Raw genomic sequence first — 17,479 nt, forward strand, 5'->3', positions numbered from 1 at the left:
ATCAATTTTTTCCTGCTCTCACAACCGTATCATCACTGATAAAGCGTGAGTCGGGCATTTGTGCAGGAGGGGCTTGCACGAATTGTACGTAACGACCCTATAGCATCGCCCTCTGAAGTTCATTTTACCGGCAGACCGGGTGCAGGGCCACAGTCCGGTGCCGGGAGCGGCGGGCCCCATATCTGTTGAACAGGCGGATCTTTCATTTCCCTGGAGTTTTCCCGGCTGGTACCACGACAAGCATATGTATATGATGAAAAACGGCAAATAGAACCATTCAAAGACGTAGCGAGGTTTACTGTATGCCGACGAGCAAGAAACAAATGGAGAAACTAAACAGAGCAAAGAAGGCCAAGGCAGAAGAACTCGCGCAGCAGGCGGCTGCAGGCAGCCAGGCCGCCAAGAAGAAACTCAAGAAGCTCGAGAAAAAGATAAAGTGAGCCGCCCGGAATTTCAAATCGTTTTTTCACTTAAGGGCTGATACAGAGAAGTGCGAGCGGGTGTCCCCCTCCTGGCAACGGTGTTCCGGGACAACCATGCTATCATCTCGTTTACAGGATCTATCAGAATGTATCAAACTGATAGATTATGATCCCGGATCGCACGATCTTCTTTCGTTCAAACTGAACCTGCCTTATCGCTGGCGATGATGCACGACATACTGCCTCACTTACAATATCTATCAAAATGTAACAAACTGATAGATAATGATAAGAAGGATCGAAGCCATAGATGAAATTTAAGCATGAATCTCCCTCACACCCCAGAATACTCTCCGGCAGATGTTAAAAAGGCCTGGGAGTATGCGGATACTGGAGATGTAATCGACGCAGTTTTCAAATACAACCAAAAATATCTGCACTGGGATGAGTTGAAACGGCGCGATCTTCCGGTAGATCCCCTCTATGTCTGGATACTGATGAAGACCTTCAGAAAGAAGGATATGAAATATGTGATGTTCGATGATCTCCAGTTGAAATATAATCTCCTGGATGCGTTTCTCGAAAAACTTCATTGCCTTGACAAATCGGCAGCGGGAAGCATCTCATCCGGCCTCGATTCGCTGCCCCACGATCGGGACCAGTTTATCATCAACTCCCTGATGGAGGAGGCGATTGCATCGAGCCAGATCGAGGGAGCCGCAGTCACGAGGACGATTGCAAAAAAGATGCTCCGTGAAAGGAGGAAGCCCGCCACGAAAGACGAGAGGATGATCCTGAATAACTACATCACGATGAAGAGGATCACTCAGGTAAAAGACGAAGATCTGACCCCGGAGTTGATCTTAGAGATCCACAAGACCATCACCCGGGATACGCTCGAAGATCCGAACGACGAAGGGAGATTCAGGGATAACAACGAGATCAGGGTCTTTGATATGCGGGGCAATGTCCTGCACACGCCTCCCGATTTCGCGTCTATCGAAGGACTCATCGAGGAACTCTGTGCCTTTGCAAATAACGACGAAGGGCAGTTCATCCATCCTGTGATCAAAGGCATCATCCTGCACTTCCTGATAGGATACGTACATCCGTTCAATGACGGAAACGGTCGGACTGCACGGAGTATCTTGTACTGGTACATGCTCCGGAAGGACTACTGGCTGTTCGAATACATGGCGGTATCCAGAGCGATAAAAGACACGAAAGGGCAATATAAACTCGCATACCAGTATACCGAGAGTGATGAGAACGATCTCACGTATTTCATCCGCTACAATCTCACCGCAGTAAAAACCGCGGTCGACAATATCCAGAAGTATATCGAGAAAAAGCAGAGAGAGAGCAGACAGGCGCTAAACATTCTCCAGAAGAGCGAAGGACTGAGTCTTCGCCAGGCGGAGATCATCAAGTTCCTTATTAAACACCCGGGTAAGCCGATTACAATCAAAGAGATCGTCGAGACATACCGTGTGGCGTATGGAACAGCGAGAAACGATCTCTTCCATCTCGAAAAGTTGGGATATCTGGCGAAGCAGAAATCGGGCAAGGAGTACATCTTCATATTCAGGGGTTTGAGAGAATGACCCCGTGATATCGTTCAGATACCTATGGTAATCGGAGTTACTCCTTCTCGGTCAGCCGAACCGCTACCCGCATCATCTCACGCCCGCGTTGCGGCAGCGCTTCGTGGCATTCCATATACCGGTGAAAACAGAGCGCATCCTCCCCGGTCAGTTCCAGTCCGGTTTCCAGCGGCTTTGCCATGGTTTCACAATCGTCGTTCGGTGAAATATTATTATCGGAATCAGTAGTCCGGATCCTTTGGCTCTCCGTCTCATGAGGGTCTGTTAGGGGAATTATCCATATTACCCCCAATGTTTGGATTATTTGGGGCCTAGGTGAATCGACCGGGACGAATCCACGTATCGTGGTGTTAGCAAGTGCCGGGCTTCGCTGCCGCGAACTACTAACGAACTACTAATTTCTACTAAATTAGTAGTTCAGGAATCTGACCACTGAGCAGATCCCGGGAAGGTTCGGGGCCCTGTCCGCCCGGACAGCGATCCTGACGTTGGCAGCAGATGCTGCCAACGCTGCCAGCGGCCGACCCTGCCCCCGGCGGCAAAGGGCGAGCCCTGGACCTATGCAATCGAGATGGCGGTCCAGGGCTCGTGAGGCACAAACGAAGACTGCAAGGAATACCGGCCAGTTTGAGAGGCAGCACCATGTGGTCGATGATCTCGTTCACGACCCCGATGATGACAGCAATGACAGCAGTTTTCAGCAGAATGACAGCAACTGCTGTCAACGTGCTGTCACTTGCTGTCATTCTCTGCGCAGGGTCAACCCCGGCGATTGCATAGTCCTCCCGCCGGTCCCCGATCATGCAGCGCTTCAACCACCCTGGCTCATGATCAACTGGTAGTCCTCCTCCGGGATCTCCTGCATCGCCTGACCACGGATATGCCCCGACCACATCTTCTTGTTGGTGATAAACTTCAGGTCCGGGATAAGCGGTTTGAACTCCACCGGGGGTCGAAGATCCTGTGGGCCTGAGGTTGATCCACCACGGGAAGACTTCGCTACCGAGGTTCACCGGTGCAGTGAGTATCCGGGATGTATCTTCGTACATCGCCGAGGTGACCTCAAAGACCCTGGTGATTGGGGGTGGGAGGACTTGTCTGTCAACGCCCGCCAGATTAATGGAAGATTATCAGTATACTCATACTGGAAGGAGTTCGATCCAATCACGGCAGAGGACGAAGCAGGTGCAATCCATCAAATGGTCCAGCGGATGGCGGCCGCGGTAACAAAGGGAGATCTCGGATTGCTCCTCGCCGAAGAAGTCAGTCGTTACTCGCTCATGGATCTTCAGATCATCGGGGGGCGGCTGCACGCGGAGATTATCCGGCTGCCCGATCCCTACCGGAAACAGGTGCACCCCTTCATCACCGAGCAGTTATTCGGCGCTCACCACCAGCTTCTCGCCATGCACCGGTCGGGCCGGTTCCGGTCCATGACCGAACCGATCACTGATCGTGCAACGTTCGTTGAGTTCTGCAATATGATTCCCGATGGATGCTTCCGGCGGGATGAATCTCCGGAACGGATCCCGTTTCGGAATACACCCCGACATCGGGCCTTTTATTACCTGGTCTCGGCATTTACGATCTTCGTGCTCGACCGCCCGGGTCACCCGGTGGGAATGCCGTTCCCGGGAGGGTTTCGGGTCGAAGAGCACAATGGGTCTTTTTATTGTCTCATCCGTGACCGCGAAAAGGAAGTCCCGTTCTCGATCTGCAACTTCTGCCCCGCACTGCAGACCGAGGACGGGTAGTTCCGGGTGGGCAACCAGGGTGAGGGGGGACACTCCAAAACGAATCGGCACGAGATAGAGTGATACAGAGTATGTGGAAAAAAGCCTGGCACTCCGAGATATTTTGACAAACCAGAATGCGAGTGGCAGGATTCGAACCTGCGAACTCCTTCGAGAATCGATCTTGAGTCGATCACCTTTGGCCGCTCGGTAACACTCGCGCCTGTACCTCTTGAACCTACGAAGTAATGAGTTTGATGGCGGCCGGCCCCGCCGGGACGGACACCCCTGTCTCAGTACTTCGCTAAAATGTTTGGGCAGTCCACCCAGAGATCAAACCATCGACTTTCCTTCGCGTTCTTCGCGGCTTCGCGTGAGTATTCAGCATCGGTGGGGGTGATAGAGCCTCACGCGAAGGACGCGAAGCCGCGAAGTGCGACTACCAGAATGGCAGGAGCGTGAGCACCGTCAGGTGAGAAGTGCGATGTTCCGTCAGGAACAGAGCTCGAGCACCGCAAGGTGCGAAGCCCAGTGTCCAGGTGGTGCTAACTCCGTTTTAAGTCGTCACACGAGGCTGCATTGCTCAATACCGGATGTCAAAATCAGTGAAGTGGTGCAACCCGCCCTCACATGAAATCCGCGAGCCCCAGTTGCTTCTCCGGGGGCTCGCCGAAGGTCGACTCGATCTGCATGAAGAGCACCTCCACCCGCTGCTTCGTGTAGTCCGATATCGCGTAGGTTGCGCAGATGTTGCGCGACATCTCCAGGTACTTCTTCACCGAGCCCTCGTGGACCGTCGGGATGATGTGCCCCCCGCAGCGGGTGCACTTCCCCGCGAGCGGCATCCGGCGGTACTTCGCGTTGCACTTCATGCACCGGACTTTCTGCCTCGAGAACGCGTTCAGGTTCCCCTGGAGGTCGCGGATGAAGTGGGTGTTCAAGACCCGCTCGGCAACATCGTCCTCGTCCACCGCCCGGATCTTCTTTGCGAGATCGAGCTCCGCATCGAGTTTGTCGAGCATCGACCCGAGCTTCGTGTAGGTGGACTCGAGCGGCCCCGCCGAGATGTTCGATGTCGAGTGGGTGAAGGAGAACCCCTCGCATTGCGCCGCGGTCCCGAGCCGCCGCTCCACCCGGTCGACGTACTCGTCGAGGTCTTTTGGATGAGTGTAGGTGAGACAGCCATTGTAGACCTCGATCGGGTAGTGGTCGCAGACGTCGACGTTGTGGCTCTCCTTGTCGACCTCCGCCGGATCGAGCCGGGTGGTCAGGACAAGCGGGGCGTCCATCGTCCCGCCCCGGGTATCGGGGAGGTAGGCGCGGGAGAAGTTGATCAGCCCGTCGAGGAGGAGCATCACGCAGTCCTCGTCGCCGTCGCACTGCCCGCAGAAGATCCCGTTCGCGACCAGGGTGTGGTTGTCGGCGACCGTCAGGCAGTAGACCCGGTCGTCGAGCGCCTGCACCGTCTCGCGGGAGACAACCTCGTCCGCCACGACAAGCCCACCCTCCTCCACCGGGACGCGGTTGCCGATCGCAACCTCGAGCGCCTTGACCTTCCGGAGGTAATCCGTGTCCCAGACCAGCATCGCGTGATCGGGTGTCACCGTAAGGATCCTCCCCCGTCGTGTCGCGAACCGAACGAGGTGCGCCGGGGCGCGGTGGACGGAGACGGACGTCACTTTCTTCAGGCTCGTCTTTCCCTGGGGGTCGATGCTCCGGACGTAGAACGGCTGCCGGGGATCCGAGTAGAACGTCCCGACGTGGTCAATCCCCGGTTTTGAGAGATCAAAGTTCTCCGTCACGAACTGTCGGATAGGGACGGTCGTCCATCGCCGCCCGTCGGAGACGGTGATCTCCGTATCGCCGGAGAAACAGTTCCGCCGTTTCGCCGCATGGAAGAACGGATGGCCGTAACCGACCGGGGCCTTCGAGAACCCGATCAACCGGCAGAGAACCCCCGCGCTCGTGTGCGGGGCAAGCCCCATCAGGAGGTGGCCGACGAGGTCGAGGGGTTTCTCCGCATTATAGAAGGGTTCGAGCCCGTAGATCCGCACCAGGAGATCGTCGACGAACTTCGCCACCCGGACCAGCCACTCGCCGCAGCCCTCCGAGACCAGGATGTCCTGGTGGCGGAGTTCCAGTACCTGGTCGTCCGAGACGAGCTCCCGGCCTGAGGTGTCGTGGGTGTAGCCGAGTTCCCGGAGCCGTTCGATCGGAACACCGACCTCGTCCGGGCGGAAATGGGTCAGGGGAAGGTCGATCATATCATAGCGGACGGTGCCGTCCTTGAAGACATAAAGGTTCTGCAACGCCCGGAGGATCCCCTTCTCGATCGGCTCCACCGGCCGCTCGCGCGATATCAGGCCTTTCACGCCCTTTAAGAGAGCGACCGAGGACTCGCGCACCCCGAGGTTTTCCATCGCCGCCAGGTACTCCGCTTTCACGTTGATCGTGACCTTCTGGAGACAGACCGTCTCCGCGTTGCACCGGGGGCAGACCTCCTGCCCGACGTCTTTGCCGCACTTCGGGCACCGGAAGACCGGGTTCGTGTGCGCCCCGCACTCGCAGAGGTTCTTGTAAGTGAAGGCGCCGCATGCAGGGCACTGCCGCTCCCCGACCTCCGCCTCGATGATTCCACCGTCGGTGTTCGACCGGGGCTTCGAGGAGCAGGCCGCCTGGAACGACCGGCGGGCGCCGCCCTCGTCCCCGATCGGGAAGAGCGAGTGAGGCGGCGGGCGCATCTCCCGCGGCTTTGACTTCCCCGGCCGTCCCATCCGGCCGCCGATCCGGGTGCCCGCCCGCGAGCGCACCGTAAAGCCCGAGAGGTGCGCCACGAGGTCGAGCGAGTTCTCCATCGGCGCGTCCTGCCACGCCGGCCGCTTCGTAAGCTGCAGCGTCAGTCCGAGGCAGGCGAGGAACACCAGGTGCTCGCGGATCGCCAGCCGGTCCCCCGTGAGGTGGTGGGGCACCAGGAGTTCCTCGAGGATCGCCTTCGTCTCGGGGGTGTTCGGGACCATCAGCATCCCGTCCTCGATCGTCCCGCCGGTGCTGACCGCTTCCGCGAGGTGGGCGATATCGGCCGGGGCGACGTCGTCCCACATGTAGGTGTAGTCGGGATGGAGCGGAACCCCGTCGAACGCGAACTCGATCGCCTCGAGCTCGTTTTCAGGGTGGCGGGGGCCGCCCTCGAGCATCCACCACTCCTCGCAGTAGGCCGGGGGCATCAGGGGATGGTTGTTCTCCATAAACTCCCCGAAACTGACCAGCATCTCGCCGACGTCCAGGATCTCGTCCACCTGCCCCGCGAGCCGCCGGGCCTCCGCCGCGTCGTCCACCCGGCGCACCTCCCCGCTCCGGAGTTTGACCGTCGGCCCCTGGATCGAGTCGACCGGCACGACCCCCGCCGCCTTCCCCGGCCGCTCGACCTTCATCTGCGTCCCGACCGCGAGGAAGTCGCCGAGGATGTGCAGCGTTGCCGGGTTAAAACCCGCTGCCGCAAACCCGGTATTCCGCGCCCGGCCGAGACGCAGCCGGAACCCGCCCTTGCGCATCGGGTAGGAAAAGACCGGCCGACCACCGATCAGGTCGCGGATGTACTTGTCTTTCGGCTTGATCGCGGCGCTTGCATCATCGTCGTCGCTCTTCGCCGATGCACCACCGCCGATCAGGTCTTCGAGCCAGTCCCAGCCCTGTATCTTCATCTTCCGGACGTTCTTCTGGACCTTCGGGGCCTTCAGCGCCAGCCCTTCCGCGACGACGAGCGCCATCCCGCCCCGAACGGTGTTCGTCTCCACTCGCTCCAGGTTCCGGTAGCCGCTCACCTCCTGCTGCTCGGTCGGCTCGCCGTCGATGCAGACCGGGCAGTTCTCGATGATCATCCGGAGCTCTTCCTCGCCCGGGAGATACTGCAGGCTCATGATGTTGTTGTATTGCCGGATCTCCTCGATGTAGCGCTCGACCTCCTCGGGGCGGGGGGTGTAGCGGTTGATCCCGAGCGCCTGGCGCACGTAGTCACCCACCAACACCGAGAGCGCCTGCGCCGTCCCGCCGGCGCTCCTGATGGGGCCCGCGTAGTAGATCTTTAAGTAATCCGTCCCGTCGTCGTTCTTCCCGAGACTCACCTTCCCGATCCCCTCCGTCGGGGCGGCCACCACGCCCTCCGTCAGGAGCGCCATCGCCGCACGGATGGCGTGATCGAGGATCTCCTCCGGCGTGGTCTCGCCGAACTTCCGTGCCGCAAAATCGTCGCCGATCCGGAGCGCCGCCTCTTCACGGGACATCTCCGCCTCGAGTTCCCGTATCCGGGCCGCGATGCCCTTGTAACCGAGGAGCGCCTCCACGCGGTCGGCGAGGTCGCTTGCCACCGGGATCTCGATCTCCGTTCTTGGATCGAGCCCCCGGGCGCGTGCGGCGGCGGCGAGCCGTATCGCGGCATCGAGCTCTCCTTCGAGTTCGCCAAAGTACCGGGCGATAGCAGGCGAGACCTCCATGCATGAAGTATAGGCCCTTCACGCATTTAGAGCACTCGTTCAGGTCTGCCGGCCCCGGTTCAGGCAGGCCACAACAAAGGGCTGAGCGTCAGAGGATTCCGGAAAAAAGAATAGTATTCGTGCGGATCCCTTCCGGCGAGAGCATCTGGCCCACCCGCCCGGTCGCGAACGCAGCGCGAAGGTCGGCCCAGAGGATGAGGTTGGTGCCGGGCGGCTCCACGAGAAGAGCGGCAGGGATTGCCGTACCAAAGGCACCGGCTACCAGAACATTCCCGGGTTCGCGGAGGTCGCCTTCCTGAAAGAACCGGAGGAGGGGCTCCGGCATACGAGATGCCGCCAGGCCCTAACGATCTGAAGGCGTCTCGATCATTTATTGTTCGCCGATTGGCTTTTCGCCTTCAGCGCCTCGGTGAGCGGCTCGGCGCCCGTCTCCCCCATCTTCCAGAGAAGGAGGGCGGCGCGTTCCTGCGTCTTCGGGTCGGGACTCTGCATCAGGCGGAGGAGCGGTTCGACCGCCGGATCCCCGATCCGGCAGAGTGCCATCGCGGCGAACGGCTGGAGGTCGGGATCGGCGTTCTCGATGACGCTGATGAGGGGCTCGACAGCGGCGGCGCCGATCTCCGCGAGAGCCGCTGTGGCGTATCGCCTGAAGTCGCGGTCGTCCTCGCCGCGTATCGCCGCGAGAAGGGGATCGACCGCCGGTTCTCCGATCCGCATCAGCGCACGGGCGGCATACCACCGGACATCGTTGTCCCCGGCCTCCATCACGTCTATGAGCGGTTCTACGGCCTCTTTTCCGTTCTCACCGAGCTCGGCGGTCGCCGCCCGGCGTGCCGCGAGAGGGCCGTCCCGGAGATCGGCGATCAGTTCCTCGATCCGGGTTCTGTCAGTCATAGCGTTCAGGTGCACACTTGCTGTTGTTATGTCTTCCTGATGCTGCCGAGCGCCTCCCGGGCAGCCTCGCGCACCTCTTCCCGCTCATCTTCAAGCGCCCGGATCAGGTTGTCGGCCGATCTGGGATCGCCGATCTCCCCGAGGGCCCGTGCGGCTCCCATGCGGACGCGCCGGTCGTCGCCGTGCCGGAGCGCCATCGCGAGCGCAGGGACGGCGGGCTTCCCGACAAGGCCGAGGGCGGCGATCGCCCCCCGCCGGAGGAGTTCGCTCTCCGTCCCGAGTGCCTCGATGAGTGGCTGGACGGCGGGCTCGCCGATATCGGCGAGCGCAACGGAGGCCCGCTGCCGCACCTCCTCGTCCTGATCCCGGAGCGCTTCGACGAGGGCCGCAATGCTGCTCTCCCCCCCGATGCTCCCGAGCGCGATCGCCGCCCCCCACCTGACGCGTTCGTTCCCGTCAGAGAGGGCGGCGATGGCCTCCTCCCGGGCCGGCTCGCCGATAGCCCCAATCGCCAGGGCCGCCCTGCTCCGGACGTAGGTGTCCGGGTCTTCGAGCGCGTCCATCAGCGCCGGAATCGCCGCGGGATCGCCGATATCGCCGAGAGCGACCGCGGCCATCCAGCGGACGTCGACGTTCTCGCTCTTGAGGCTCTCCGTGAGCGGCCCGACGGCCGGGGACCCCAGTCTTCCGAGTGCCTCCGTCGCCTTCCACCGGACGCCGACCTCAGGGTCCGCGAGGAGAGCGGCGAGTGGTTCGACCGCGGCAGGAACGCCCGCGTCGCCGAGACACCCCGCCGCCCGGTAACGGGTATCGGGGTCGCGGCTCGAGAGCCGGCCGATCAGCCGTCTCGTGTTCCGGTCGCACGCGGCCCCGCCGGCCTCATCGATGCGAAAGTGGAGAGCGCCGGCACGCCTGCCCGCGGCTTCGAAGAGGTAGCCGAGGAGGTATGCGGCGACGACGAAGGCCCCCGCACTCACCAGGGTGCCGGCGTCCGGGGTGCCGTAGAGGAGGGAATAGACGGTAACGTGGATCATGGCGAGCAGAATCCCGACGACGATCGCACGTCTCCGGTACCAGAACGCGGCGAGGATGAGCACCAGGTAGAAGAGGTGGGTGTACGCGACCGTGCCGAAGGCAAGGTCCAGGAGAACGGCGAGGGCCGTGACAAGGACGAGGACTGCGGGCCTGCTCCATGCCTCTCCCGACAGACCTGCAGGACTCATCCTGAAGAGGAGGTGCGGGCCGCACCCATAAAGAGTTTATGCGGTGCGGTTCCCGCCTCACCGCTGCCCTGCAGCCGCAGCCCGGGCCTCCTGGCCGGACGCCTCCTTGAGTTTCGCGAGCGATGCCTCGATGAACGCGGGAATGTCGTCCGGCTGCCTGCTCGAGACGATGTTGCCGTCGACGACCACCTCCTGGTCGACGTACTCCGCACCGGCGTTCCTGATATCCTGTGCGACGGACTTCCAGCCGGCAACCTTCCGGCCGCGGAGCACCTGCGCGGTGATCATGAGCTGGGGCGCGTGGCATATGGAGAGAACCGGTTTGCCGCTCTCGACGAAGCGGCGCACGAACTCGACGGGCGCATCGTGAGCCCGGAGTTTGTCGGGCGAGTAGCCGCCCGGTATGAAGAGCGCGTCGAAGTCGTCCGGCGAGACATCCGACGCGGCCCGGTCGATCGTGACCGGTGTTTTATCCGCCTTCCCGTGCACGGTCTCCCCCGCGGAGAGGCCAACGTGGACGAGATCGTGACCGGCCTCCCGGAACGCCCCGGCAGGCTTCGTATACTCGACATCCTCGAACATATCCGTGATCAGGACTGCTATTCTGCTCATTCTCGTTCCTCCCCGGACCGGTCGCCCGGCCCGGCACCGGATCGGTTCGCCCGAAGATATAATCCTGCCGGAGGTCCGGGAGATCCAGGACGAACCTGCCGCTGCTGCGGCGGTTTCACAGCAGAATGAGCAACCTCTATACCTTTTTATAGCCAGGCGCAGAACCGGGAACATATGCCCGCGCCGACTGGAGAACCCGGTGGAGGCGCAATCTCCGGGGGGGACTCCTCTGCCTGACTGGCACACCCTCTCCGCGGAGGAGGTGGAGCGGGAGGTCGGCGCCGACCTGTCGGGTCTCTCCACGGGCGAAGCAGAGGCGCGGCTGCAGCGCTACGGGAAGAACGTCCTCCGCGAGGAGGCGCGGGAGAGCCGTCTCCAGGTCTTTCTGCAGCAGTTCAAGAGCGTCCTCATCGTCATCCTGATCATCGCCGCTGCGGCCTCATTCCTCGCCGGCGAACCCCTGGACGCCGCCGCCATCCTCATCATCGTTGTTCTGAACGCCATCCTCGGATACTCGCAGGAGTGGCAGGCCGGCGAAGCGATCGAGGCGCTCAGGAAGATGCTCGTCCAGCATGCCGTGGTCGTCCGTGACGGGGAGCGGCGGGAGATCGATGCGTCGGGGATGGTGCCGGGTGACCTCGTCCTCCTCGAGATGGGGGAGCGGGTGCCCGCCGACATCTACATCGTCGAGGCGACGTCGCTTGAGGTGGACGAGGCGCCGCTGACAGGCGAGTCGTCCCCCGTGGACAAGGCGCCGGGCAGGCTCCCTGCCGGGACGCCCCTTGCCGAGCGGAGCAACATGGCGTTTGCCGGCACGACGGTGGTCAACGGGCATGGCCGGGGGTTTGTGGTCGCCACCGGGATGGAGACGGAATTCGGGCAGATCGCCGGCCTCTCCCAGCGGGTCGCGGACGAGACGACGCCCCTCGCGCGGCAGATGGATCGGCTCGGCCGCGATCTCGGGCTGATCGCCCTCGGGATCGCCGCTCTCGTGGTCGTCGTTGGTCTCCTGCAGCAGCGGGGACTCCTCGAGATGTTCCTCGTCGGCGTCTCGCTCGCGGTGGCGGTGATTCCGGAGGGTCTCCCGGCGGTCGTGACGCTGACGCTCGCCATCGGGATCAAGACCATGATGCGGAGGAACTGCCTGATCCGCCACCTCCCGGCATCGGAGACGCTCGGCGCGGTCTCGGTGATCTGCACCGACAAGACCGGGACGCTCACCCGGAACGAGATGGCGGTCGTCCGGGTGCGGACGGCCGATACGGAGGTCGCAGTCACCGGGGCGGGGTATCTCCCGATAGGTGAGTTCCTCGCCGGGGAAAAGCCCGTCGACCCGCTCGCCGACCCGGGGCTCCGGCAGTTCCTCCGCACCGTCCTCCTCTGCAACCACGCAACCCTCGCTCTCGAAGAAGGGGGATGGCGGGTCTTCGGCACGCCGACCGAGGGGGCGCTCGTGGTCGCGGCGGAGAAGGCCGGACTCTCCCGCGACGACGCCCCCGAGCCGGAGAAAGAGTTCTCGTTCAACTCCACCCGGAAACGGATGACGATCATCTACCCGGAGGGGGAAGGAGACGTCGCCCACATGAAGGGGGCGCCGGAGGTCCTCCTCGCACGCTCGTCCCGGGTTCTCCGGGGGGGTTCGGTCGTCCCGCTCACGGACGAACTCCGGGACGCGCTTCTTGCCGAACTCGATGAGTACGCGTCGCAGGGGCTCCGGGTGCTCGGGGCGGCCTGCCGCACGCTCCCCGCCGGCATCGAGTGGACGGCCGATACCGTGGAGACCGACCTGGTCTTCCTCGGGTTTGCCGGGATCGTCGACCCCCCGCGGCCCGAAGCGGCGGAGGCAATCCGGCTCTGCCGGAGTGCCGGGATCGACGTCATCATGATCACGGGGGACAACCCGCTGACCGCTTCCGCCATCGCCCGCGATCTTGGGCTCTCAAGCGAGGGGGCGCTGACCGGAGCCGAACTCGAAGCGCTCGGCGACGACGAGCTCGAGGAGCGTCTCAAAACAACGAAAGTCCTCTCCCGGGTCACCGCAGAGCACAAACTCCGGGTGATCGATGTCCTCTCCCGCGACCGGCAGGTCATCGCCATGACCGGCGACGGCGTCAACGACGCCCCGGCGCTCAAGAAAGCGAGTATCGGGATCGCCATGGGCATCAAGGGGACGGACGCGGCCAAGGAGTCGAGCGACATGGTGCTCGTGGACGACAACTTCGCGAGCATCGTCGCCGGCGTCGAGGAAGGGAGGCGGGAGTACGACAACATCAGCCGGTTCACCCGCTACCTCCTCTCCTCGAACGTGGGCGAGATCGTCGCGATCGTCGGCGCGCTCCTCCTCGGCCTGCCGCTGATCCTCATCCCCGTCCAGATCCTCTGGATCAACCTGGTCACCGACGGCCTCACCGCGCTCGCCCTCGGCCTCGAACCCGCTGAGCAGGACGTCATGCAAAGACGGCCGCGCGACCCGCAGGAGTCCATTCTCACGCGGAGCGCCTACCTCGTCATCCTCATCCTGGGGGTCTGGCTCGGGCTCCTGACCATCTACGTCTTCATGGGCCTCTACGCGGTCGACCTCGACCGGGCGCGGACGATGGCGTTTACCGGGCTCATCATCTTCGAGCTCTACAACGTGCTGAACTTCCGGTCGTTCCGGTTCCCGCTCCACCGGATCGGGTTCTTCTCGAATCCCGCCCTGATCCTCGCCATCCTCGGGAGCCTCGCGCTCCAGGCGCTGGTGGTCTACGTCCCGATCTTCAACGCCTTCCTCGGGACTGCACCCCTGACCTTCGCCGACTGGGGCCTGCTCGCCCTGCTCGGCCTGCCGGTGCTGCTCGCCGGGGAGGTGTACAAGATACTCCGGCTGCGGGTCCGGAGCGGATCTCCCGCGTCGAGCTGAACCCGGCGCGGGAGATCGCCGCCGTCCCGTTTCTCGGGTGCCGGAGGCTGCACCGGCAGTATCCCCACAGCAGTGCTAACCGGCATGGTTATGGGAGGAGCAGCACACCTGAATCCTGAATTTCGTTCTTTTCGGAGAGTACCACGGCATATCGTCAATCTCTCACGGCATACCCCGCCGCCCGCGGCCCCAACCCTCGCCGGGGTGGGAACGCGTGATCGGCCCGGAAGTGATCGCGGTCGCGGTCTTCCTCTTCACCTACGCGCTCATCATCGACGAACGGATCCACCGCGGTGGCGGCGATGTTCGGCGCTTCCGTCATCGTCTACCTCCGCATCGTCCCGTGGGAGAAGATCCCGGAGTACATCGACCTCGGCACCATCTTCCTCCTGATAGAGATGATGATCATCGTCAACACCGCACGCGGCAGCGCCCTCTTCGAGTTCATCGCCATCAAGACGGCGAAACTCGCGAACGGGAACCCGATGCGGATGCTGCTCCTCTTCTCGCTCGTGACGGGCGTGACGAGCGCGTTCCTCGACAACGTCACCACCGTCCTCCTCCTCACCCCGATGCTCCTCTACATCGCAAGCGTGATGCGGATAACCCCGCTGCCCTTCCTCATCGCCGAGATATTCTCCCCCAACATCGGCGGAGCGGCGACGCTCATCGGCGACCCCCCGAACATCATGATCGGGTCGGCCGCCGGCCTGACGTTCAACGAGTTCATCATCAACCCCGGCCCGATCATGGTCGTCAACCTCGCCGTCGTCATGGGGATGCCCGTCCTCATCTACAGAAAAGACCTCCACGTCTCGCCCGACGAGCAGGCGGGGATCGAGAAGACGTTTGCGAACCTAAACGAGCGGGAGGCGATCCGCGACATGTCGCTCTTCAAAAAATCGGTCGCCGTCATCGTGCTCGTCATCGGGATGTTCTTCGTCCACGACCTCCTCAGGCTGGAACCCGCCCTCGTCGCCCTGATCGGCGCATCGATCCTCCTCTTCTGGAGCAGACAGCCGCCGGAGGAGATCTTCGAGAAGATCGAGTGGCCGGCGCTCTTCTTCGGCGGGCTCTTCGTCGTCGTCGGCGCCCTCGTCGAGACGGGGACAATCGCGGCCGTCGCCGGGTTCGTCGTGAACAACGTTCACTCGGAGGGCGAGGCCATGATGATCATCGCCTGGTTCGCGGCGATCGCCTCGGCCATCGTGGACAACATCCCGCTCACCGCCACCCTGATCCAGGATATGGGCATCTCGATGGACACCTACCCGCTCTGGTGGGCGCTCTCGCTCGGCGCGTGTCTCGGCGGGAACGGCACGGCTATCGGGGCGTCGGCAAACGTCGTCGTGCTCGGGATCGCGGCAAGGAGCAACCTCTCCATCTCGTTTCTGGAGTTCCTGAAGGTCGGCATGCTCGTGCTCTTCGTCACGGTCGGGACCGGGACGGCGCTCCTCTGCCTCAACTTCGCCGTCCTGTAGGCCGGTGCTACCGGGCCGCCTCGATCTCCCGGAGCCGGCCGACTACCCACTTATATGCGGTCGCGGCCGCCTCCCTGACCGAGGCGCTCGGGTCCTCGTCCCTCACCTTCGTGAGCGGTTCCTGCGCCTTCGGGTCGGCGAGTGTGCCGAGCGAGAGGGCGGCCTGCGACCGGACGAACTCGTCCGGGTCGGCGAGCGCCCGGATCAACCCGTCGACGTCCCGGGCATCCCGCATGGTATCGACCTCATCGATTGTCGCCATGGCAGTCTCCTGATCGTTTCGCGTAGACGTCCCAGGAATATATATGCCTTACCGGGTGCGGGCTTACGATTCGCGGGACATCCCCTCCGCCGCCTTCCTGTCCGCGAGCCTCCCCACCACCCGGGCGTGGGCAGACGACGCGGCCCGCCTGACGCCCGCGTTCGGGTCGGAGAACTTCAGCCGCCCGAGCGGCTCGAGCGCCCGTTCGTCGCCGACGGAGCCGAGGGCTTCGGCGGCGGTCAGCCGCACGTTCTCTTCGGGCTCGAATAGTGCTGCAACCAGGCCGTCGATATCCCGGTGCCTTCGCATAGTGTCGATATCAATTCTTCGTGTCATGTGGCTTCCCCGTTCGGCCGATACGCGCATCTATGCTTTTTGGGGATATGAACGTTCCTGCAACGGCCGGGTTTGCGTGAGCGATAGCGGCGGGATGAGGATACGGCGTTATACGGGTTTTCGGCGAACGGAGGTGCCGGGTGCTCCCGCCACGTAAGGAAAAAAGAGTTCAGTAGGTCGCCAGGTACCGGTCGATCTCCCAGGGGTGGACCGTCGTCCGGTAGGCGTCCCACTCGGCTTCGGCAACGTTCGTGAGCGCCTCGACGACGTGGGGGCCGAGCGCCTTGCAGATGAGGTCGTCGGCAAGCAGGGTGGAGTGAGCCTCGTGGAGGTCTCCGGGAAGCGTCTCGATCCCGTTCTGGCCCCGCTCGGTGGACGTCATGTGGAAGATATTCTTGTGAACATCGTCCGGGGGCTCGATCTCGCTCCGGACGCCGTCCATCCCGGCCGCGAGCATCGCCGTGAAGGCGAGGTAGGGGTTGCAGGTCGGGTCGGGGCTGCGGAACTCGACCCGGGTGCTGTTGCCGCGGGGCGCCGGGACCCGCACCAGCGCCGACCGGTTGCTCGCGCTCCAGCTGATGTAGCAGGGCGCCTCGTAGCCCGGGACGAGCCGCTTGTAGGAGTTGATCGTCGGGTTCGCGACCCGGGTGATCGCCGGCGCGTGGCGGAGCAGCCCACCGATGAAGTGCATGCAAGTCCTGGAGAGCTGCAACGGGGCGTCCGGATCGTAGAAGGCGTTCACCCCGTCCTTTGCGAGCGAACAGTTCACGTGCATCCCGCTCCCGTTGATGCCGTGGATCGGCTTCGCCATGAAAGACGCGTGCAGGCCGCGCATCAGCGCCATCGTTTTGACCGCGAACTTGAAGGTGATGACGTTGTCGGCCGTGTGGAGCGCGTCGCTGTACTTGAAGTCGATCTCGTGCTGGCTCTCGGCGACCTCGTGATGCGACGCCTCGATCTCGAACCCCATCTCGGTGAGCGCGAGAATCGCCTCACGCCGGAGGTCCTCCGCGAGATCGGTCGGCGCGAGGTCGAAGTAGCCCCCGGCGTCCTGGAACTGTGTTGTCGGCCGCCCGTCGAGCATCTTGAAGAGGAAGAACTCCAGTTCCGGGCCGGTGTTGAAGACGTAGCCGTCCTTCGCCGCGTCCTCCATCGCCCGCCGGAGCACGGAGCGCGGGTCACCATCGAACGGTTTGCCGTCCGGTTTGCAGACGTCGCAGATGAACCGGGCGACGCTCTTCTCCCGGGGCCGCCAGGGCAGGAGAGAGTAGGTCGAGAGGTCGGGTTTGAGCACCATATCGGACTCCTCGATCCGGACGAATCCCTCGATCGACGACCCGTCGAACCCGATGCCGTCGGTAAGTGCCTTCCCGACCTGCTTCGCCGGAATGGAGACGTTTTTGGGCATGCCCAGGAGATCGGTGAACTGCAGCCGGAGGAACCGGACGTTGTCCTGTTCGATGCGCTCGAGCATCGATGAGATGTTGCCGGGATTCATGTGGAAGGAAACTTCCTTCCAA

Annotated in this window: 14 protein-coding genes, 1 tRNA gene and 1 pseudogene; 5 read left to right on the forward strand and 11 right to left on the reverse strand. The window is 62.7% G+C overall.

Annotated elements, in window-relative coordinates:
* Positions 1-302: 302 nt before the first annotated feature.
* Complete coding sequence (locus tag FGW20_RS05655; protein WP_276832671.1) at positions 303-440, forward strand: hypothetical protein; 138 nt, start codon at positions 303-305, stop codon at positions 438-440.
* A 305-nt stretch (positions 441-745) separates the two neighbouring features.
* Positions 746-2,026 (forward strand): Fic family protein, encoded by a 1,281-nt coding sequence (locus FGW20_RS05660; protein WP_301677123.1) that lies wholly within the window; start codon positions 746-748, stop codon positions 2,024-2,026.
* Between the two features lie 37 nt (positions 2,027-2,063).
* Here FGW20_RS05660 and FGW20_RS05665 read toward each other — a convergent pair whose 3' ends face one another.
* The gene (locus FGW20_RS05665) at positions 2,064-2,207 is read right to left on the reverse strand and encodes a hypothetical protein (protein WP_301677124.1); all 144 of its coding nucleotides are present in this window, start codon (positions 2,205-2,207) and stop codon (positions 2,064-2,066) included.
* 630 nt (positions 2,208-2,837) lie between these two features.
* The gene (locus FGW20_RS05670; protein ID WP_301677125.1) at positions 2,838-2,972 is read right to left on the reverse strand and encodes an EVE domain-containing protein; all 135 of its coding nucleotides are present in this window, start codon (positions 2,970-2,972) and stop codon (positions 2,838-2,840) included.
* A gap of 148 nt (positions 2,973-3,120) precedes the next feature.
* Here FGW20_RS05670 and FGW20_RS05675 point away from each other — a divergent pair, with 148 nt between their 5' ends.
* Positions 3,121-3,780 (forward strand): DUF2115 domain-containing protein, encoded by a 660-nt coding sequence (locus FGW20_RS05675; RefSeq protein WP_367617924.1) that lies wholly within the window; start codon positions 3,121-3,123, stop codon positions 3,778-3,780.
* A 117-nt stretch (positions 3,781-3,897) separates the two neighbouring features.
* Here FGW20_RS05675 and FGW20_RS05680 read toward each other — a convergent pair.
* From FGW20_RS05680 to FGW20_RS05705, 6 genes are all read right to left on the reverse strand, one after another.
* Positions 3,898-3,980 (reverse strand) — tRNA-Leu (locus FGW20_RS05680).
* Positions 3,981-4,385: 405 nt separating this feature from the next.
* A complete protein-coding gene (locus tag FGW20_RS05685) occupies positions 4,386-8,249 on the reverse strand; it encodes a DNA-directed DNA polymerase II large subunit (protein ID WP_301677126.1) in 3,864 nt (1,287 codons plus the stop codon).
* Between the two features lie 88 nt (positions 8,250-8,337).
* Positions 8,338-8,574: a hypothetical protein gene (locus tag FGW20_RS05690; protein WP_301677127.1), complete on the reverse strand. Its 237-nt coding sequence runs from the start codon at positions 8,572-8,574 to the stop codon at positions 8,338-8,340.
* Positions 8,575-8,615: 41 nt separating this feature from the next.
* Positions 8,616-9,143 carry a HEAT repeat domain-containing protein gene (locus FGW20_RS05695; protein ID WP_301677128.1) on the reverse strand — a complete coding sequence of 176 codons (528 nt, stop codon included), beginning with the start codon at positions 9,141-9,143 and terminating at the stop codon, positions 8,616-8,618.
* Between the two features lie 26 nt (positions 9,144-9,169).
* Positions 9,170-10,366, reverse strand: a complete 1,197-nt coding sequence (locus tag FGW20_RS05700; RefSeq protein ID WP_301677129.1) for a HEAT repeat domain-containing protein — start codon at positions 10,364-10,366, stop codon at positions 9,170-9,172.
* Between the two features lie 57 nt (positions 10,367-10,423).
* Positions 10,424-10,978 (reverse strand): type 1 glutamine amidotransferase domain-containing protein, encoded by a 555-nt coding sequence (locus FGW20_RS05705; protein ID WP_301677130.1) that lies wholly within the window; start codon positions 10,976-10,978, stop codon positions 10,424-10,426.
* 199 nt (positions 10,979-11,177) lie between these two features.
* On the opposite strand from FGW20_RS05705, the gene FGW20_RS05710 reads away from it, so the two are divergent.
* Positions 11,178-13,880 carry a cation-translocating P-type ATPase gene (locus tag FGW20_RS05710; protein WP_437178573.1) on the forward strand — a complete coding sequence of 901 codons (2,703 nt, stop codon included), beginning with the start codon at positions 11,178-11,180 and terminating at the stop codon, positions 13,878-13,880.
* 214 nt (positions 13,881-14,094) lie between these two features.
* A pseudogene (locus FGW20_RS05715) lies at positions 14,095-15,361 on the forward strand (ArsB/NhaD family transporter).
* 7 nt (positions 15,362-15,368) lie between these two features.
* Here the strand turns inward: FGW20_RS05715 and FGW20_RS05720 are convergent.
* The 3 genes from FGW20_RS05720 to FGW20_RS05730 form a co-directional block, all read right to left on the reverse strand.
* Complete coding sequence (locus tag FGW20_RS05720; RefSeq protein ID WP_496197194.1) at positions 15,369-15,623, reverse strand: HEAT repeat domain-containing protein; 255 nt, start codon at positions 15,621-15,623, stop codon at positions 15,369-15,371.
* A 63-nt stretch (positions 15,624-15,686) separates the two neighbouring features.
* Complete coding sequence (locus FGW20_RS05725; protein ID WP_301677131.1) at positions 15,687-15,959, reverse strand: HEAT repeat domain-containing protein; 273 nt, start codon at positions 15,957-15,959, stop codon at positions 15,687-15,689.
* Positions 15,960-16,128: 169 nt separating this feature from the next.
* On the reverse strand, positions 16,129-17,457 hold the full coding sequence (locus tag FGW20_RS05730; RefSeq protein WP_301677132.1) for a glutamine synthetase family protein: 1,329 nt from the start codon (positions 17,455-17,457) through the stop codon (positions 16,129-16,131).
* Between the last annotated feature and the right edge of the window lie 22 nt (positions 17,458-17,479).

Source organism: Methanoculleus methanifontis (genome assembly GCF_030464365.1).
GTDB lineage: Archaea > Halobacteriota > Methanomicrobia > Methanomicrobiales > Methanoculleaceae > Methanoculleus > Methanoculleus methanifontis.